Source organism: Streptococcus sp. HMSC072D05 (genome assembly GCF_001815805.1).
In the GTDB taxonomy this organism is placed as follows: domain Bacteria; phylum Bacillota; class Bacilli; order Lactobacillales; family Streptococcaceae; genus Streptococcus.
On sequence record NZ_KV821994.1, the window covers coordinates 156,439 to 161,201 of the forward strand.

The 4,763-nt window shown below is 42.9% G+C and carries 5 protein-coding genes and 1 pseudogene; 5 read left to right on the forward strand and 1 reads right to left on the reverse strand.

Annotation, left to right across the window (positions count from 1 at the left end; genetic code table 11):
• The 4 genes from HMPREF3057_RS02660 to HMPREF3057_RS02675 all read left to right on the forward strand — a co-directional run.
• The coding region (locus tag HMPREF3057_RS02660) for a FecCD family ABC transporter permease (RefSeq protein WP_257370674.1) at window positions 1-852 on the forward strand (852 nt) is incomplete at its 5' end.
• Window position 853: 1 nt separating this feature from the next.
• Window positions 854-1,609 carry an ABC transporter ATP-binding protein gene (locus tag HMPREF3057_RS02665; RefSeq protein ID WP_000364130.1) on the forward strand — a complete coding sequence of 252 codons (756 nt, stop codon included), beginning with the start codon at window positions 854-856 and terminating at the stop codon, window positions 1,607-1,609.
• Window positions 1,610-1,628: 19 nt separating this feature from the next.
• Entirely contained in the window at window positions 1,629-2,639 is a 1,011-nt protein-coding gene (locus tag HMPREF3057_RS02670) for an ABC transporter substrate-binding protein (RefSeq protein WP_000753261.1), read from the forward strand.
• The gene (locus HMPREF3057_RS02675) at window positions 2,620-3,312 is read left to right on the forward strand and encodes an alpha/beta hydrolase-fold protein (protein ID WP_000175783.1); all 693 of its coding nucleotides are present in this window, start codon (window positions 2,620-2,622) and stop codon (window positions 3,310-3,312) included. Before HMPREF3057_RS02670 ends, HMPREF3057_RS02675 begins: the two co-directional genes overlap by 20 nt.
• Before the next feature lie 42 nt (window positions 3,313-3,354).
• On the opposite strand, the gene HMPREF3057_RS02680 is transcribed toward HMPREF3057_RS02675, so the two are convergent.
• Window positions 3,355-4,104 carry a lysophospholipid acyltransferase family protein gene (locus HMPREF3057_RS02680; RefSeq protein WP_000500182.1) on the reverse strand — a complete coding sequence of 250 codons (750 nt, stop codon included), beginning with the start codon at window positions 4,102-4,104 and terminating at the stop codon, window positions 3,355-3,357.
• A 132-nt stretch (window positions 4,105-4,236) separates the two neighbouring features.
• Here HMPREF3057_RS02680 and HMPREF3057_RS02685 point away from each other — a divergent pair.
• A pseudogene (locus tag HMPREF3057_RS02685) lies at window positions 4,237-4,763 on the forward strand (ATPase); the annotation flags it as partial.

The following is a 4,763-nucleotide window of genomic DNA, read 5'->3' on the forward strand; positions in this document are numbered from 1 at the left end:
ACTCTTGTCATTGTATGGAATATGAGATTCCCCCGAGTATTGTTAGGCTTGATAGTTGGGGCTGGTCTTTCTATGTGTGGTAGCGTGATGCAGTCCACAGTGAACAATCCCATCGCAGAGCCTTATGTCTTAGGAATTTCTGCGGGTGCAACTCTAGGGGCAACCTTGAGCATCATTCTTGGTTTAAAATTAGTGATTAGCCTTGGAGCTTTTCTTGGAGCTATTTTGGCAACCATTGCTGTCCTCATCATTGCCTCTATGCAGGGAAGGATGACGACTTCTAGTCTGATCTTATCAGGAACGGTGGTCAATGCTCTCTTTCTGGCATTTTCCAACTTTATTATCTCAGTTGGCGCTAATGCGGACAGTGTGATGACCATTAAGTTTTGGACCATGGGTTCGCTTGCCGGAACTAACTGGTCTGACTTACTCTTGCCAACTATAGTAGTGGGAGTAGCCTTTCTATTTTTCGCTACCCAGTATCGTGTTTTTAATGCGATGATGATGGGAGATGAGGCTGCTTTAACGTTGGGAATTCCCTTACGCTTCTATTGGTATCTTTATGTGACCATGGTGGCTGTGCTGACAGCAGTCTTGGTGGCCACCTGTGGGATTATTGGATTTGTTGGTCTCATTACTCCTCACTTAGCTCGAGGGTTAGTAGGAACGAATTACAGGAGACTTTTTCCCATTGCGACCTTACTGGGTGCCCTCTTTGTCGTCTGGGCAGATGTACTCTCTCGTGTCATCATTCCAAATGCTGAGCTGCCGATTGGTATTTTCACAGCCTTAGTAGGTGCTCCCTTCTTTATCTACATTGTTGGAGGTAGGCGAAGGGAGGTGAGGGCCTGATATGGACTTGATTTGTCAGGATGTCCACTTTGGACTAGGAGAGAAAAAAATCCTCAAAGGAGTTTCTCTTAAGGTTGAGGGGTATCAATTTCACACGATACTAGGGCCAAATGGAAGTGGAAAAACCAGCCTGCTTAAACTCCTCTATCGTCAGGAAAAGGCGGACAAAGGCTTGATAAGCCTAGATGGAAAGCCACTGGAGCATTGGTCACTCAAAGAAACAGCCAAGCAAATGGCAGTTGTCACCCAGTTTAATCAATTGCAGTTTGATTGTACAGTTGAGGAAATCGTCTTGTTGGGCAGAACTCCCCACCTCTCTTTTTTACAGAAGGAAAAGGAAAGGGATTATGCCCTCGTTCAAGATGCTCTCGTCAAGGTGGATATGCTTGAGAAGAAAACTCGTCTCTATTCGTCCTTGTCAGGGGGCGAGAAACAGAGAGTCTTGTTGGCACGCGCCTTGGCGCAAGAACCGACTCTCTTGCTCCTGGATGAACCTACCAATCACCTGGATATCAAGTACCAGTTAGACTTGTTGGCAATTGTGAAGAATCTCAAGGTCAATGTTTTAGCTGTCCTACATGATATTCAACTTGCTTGTCGCTATTCGGATTATCTCTATCTGATGAAAGAGGGAGAAATCCTTTACCAAGGGACTCCAAAGGAGACCATCACCCCTGAGTCATTGCAAACTGTATACGGAGTTCAAAGTCAGGTGACTTGGACCGAGGATCAGCAAGCCATGATTCACTATTTATAAAAGTAAAAAGGAAAATAAGATGAAAAAAACACTAAGCATTTTACTCGTAACAGTAGCTACCTTAACCATGGCAGCTTGTGGCAACACTACTACAGAAAAAGCTACCACGCAGTCTAGCACAGAAACAAGTCAAAAGGCCAGCACAGAGACGACTTATCCGTTAACGGTTAAAACCTATGATGTTAAGGGAAATGAAGTCGAACAAGTCTTTGACAAGGCACCTGAAAAAGTTATCACCAACAATCTTTCAACCACTGAAATCTTGTTGGAGTTAGGCTTGAAGGATAAAATTGCTGGCATGCTCAACCCGGACAATGCTGTGACGGACAAATACAAGGACGCGATTGCGACCATTCCTCAAATCGGTGATAAAAAAACAGTCTCTCAAGAGACAGTCCTTTCTTATGAGCCAGATGCGGTGATGGGTCGAAACATGATGTTTTCAGAAAAATCCTTGGGAACAGTTAGCGCTTGGAATGAAAACAAAATCCCAGTCTATACGCAAAAAGCTTCTCTCTCAACGATTCAGCAAGATTTGGGAAATATCGTAGAAGATGTCAAAAATCTTGGAATGATTTTCAATGTTCAGGACAAGGCTAATGAATACGCAGCCCAATTACAAGCTAAAATTGACGCTGTTAAGAAAGCAAACCCGACAAGCCAAGGTGAAAAGAAAAAGGCTTTGATTATGGTTGCTTATAATGACGAAACCTTTGGTGCTTACAAGTCTGCTTTGCAAGAGAGCTTGTTAAATCAACTTGGTTATACCAACGTTGCAACGGGAACATCAGGCTTGACCTTGGAAAATCTCGTGTCAATGGATCCTGAGTTGATTATCTATGTAACCAGCGACCGCAATAAAAAATTGGATGCTAACGCAGTAGAGTTGATGAAGGCAAATGAAGTTTTGGAAAATGTTCCTGCTATTAAGAATCAAAAAATCATGACCATTTCTTACGATGAGTTAATGGACTATGGTCCAGCAGTGATTGATTCCCTTGAGAAAATCAATGACTTTATCAATAAATAATGAGTTTGACTGGGAAGGGATCCAAGTCAAGGTCAGCCTTCCTTCGACTTATGATCCCAACCAAACCTATCCAGCTGTTCTCTTGAATGATGGAAACTTGGATTTTCTATCTTCCCTTTCAGAATCTGTGATTTTAGTGGGCTTGACCTCTAAAAATCGCCTAGATGACTACACTCCATGGAAGGCATCTGCTCTGAGAGATGGGGCTCTGGATTTTGGGGGTCAGGCAAATGCCTATCATGATCATTTATTTGGTAGTCTTTTAGACAAGCTGCAGTCGCTTTATCGTCTGGACAAAAATCGCCTTGCTTATGGGGGTTACTCACTAGGTGGTTTGGCGGCTGTATACAGTCTTTTCCATTTTGATAAGGTCTCCTGTATCTTCTCTATCTGTGGTTCCTTTTGGTACCCTGATTTTACGACTTATTGCAGGGAAGAAAAGGTGAAAAATTTAGATTGTTTGCTGTATTTACAGAATGGCCAAACAGAAGGAGCCCATCATACCAATCGCTTGGGTCAAGCACCAGCCTATGCTGAGCAGATCCATACCAGTCTTCAGAAACGTTATCTGACTGGGCAGTTTGTTTTTGATCCTTATGGGCATCATGAGCAAGTGGCTGAGCGATTTCTAGCCTTTTCCAACTGGTTGTCCCAAAAATGGAAAATCGAATAAAAGAAATATCCCTTGGCAAAAGCTAAGGGATAATTGTATTTTTTAACCAAGAGTCTCTCTCTTCTTATCTGGATTCCAGATAAAGCTTGCGATAAAGCTAAAGATAATCGTTAGGATACCAACAAACACTGCAAGGATAAGGGCAGGGATGCGGACAAACCACCAGAGTGGGTTTGGTTTTTGATCATTGTGCCATTGCTTGGTTTCTTCGTCCAAACGTTGGAATTCTGCTTGGATACGGTCTGCAACCATTTCAATCCCTTCATCATTCATTTTCTTAATGTCTGAGATATCGATAGGATTTCCAAAGTTCATATCCACACGTTCACGGCTAATCAAGCCTTTCAAGGTCATGGGACCGGTGTAGGTAACCGGCATGATACGAACCTTAGCCATTTTAGCAATCAAGGCTACTCCACCCTTGACATCATTTGAGTGACGGCTCCCACTTGGGAACATGATGAGAGAGCGGTCGCTTTTTTTGAGGACGTTGATAGGGTACTTGATGGCAGAGGCACTAGGTTTTTCCCGGTCGATAGGAAAGGCGCCGCACATACGGATCCACCAGCCAAAGATACGGTTGTTAAACAGCTCTTTTTTGGCCATAAAGATGAACTGTTTTGGCTTGGTCGCAAAGGCCATGTAAACAGGATCCCACCAGGTACGGTGAGGTGCGACGAGGATATAGTTTTCGTCTCGGCTAGGGATTTTATCAGTATTGTGATAGTGGGCATTGCCATTGATGGACCACAAAATCAGCATGACTAGTCCACGCAAATAAGTATAAAACATGAGATCTCCTTCGATTGTATTGCTTTTATTATTATACCTTATCAAAAGACTACTGGCAAACTTTTTCAGTTATCAGCCAACAGTTTTAGATGGGATTAGAATTCTTTTAAAAAAAATGATATGATAGAATTTATGGATAAAAATAAGATTATGGGATTAACCCAAAGAGAAGTCAAGGAAAGACAGGCTCAAGGTTTGGTCAATGACTTTACCGCTTCAGCCAGTACCAGTACTTGGCAAATCATCAAACGAAATGTTTTTACACTTTTTAACGCATTAAACTTTGTTATTGCTTTGGCACTAGCTTTTGTGCAGGCTTGGAGCAATCTGGTCTTCTTTGCCGTTATTTGCTTTAACGCCTTTTCTGGGATTGTGACTGAGCTACGGGCTAAACACATGGTGGACAAGCTCAATCTCATGACTAAGGAAAAGGTCAAAACCATCCGTGATGGTCAAGAAGTCGATCTCGATCCAGAAGAGTTGGTTCTAGGAGATGTCATTCGTTTGTCTGCTGGGGAGCAGATTCCTAGTGATGCTCTGGTTCTGGAAGGATTTGCGGAAGTCAATGAAGCCATGTTGACGGGTGAGAGTGATTTGGTGCAAAAAGAAGTGGATGCCTTGCTTTTATCAGGGAGTTTCCTAGCCAGTGGCGCAGTTTT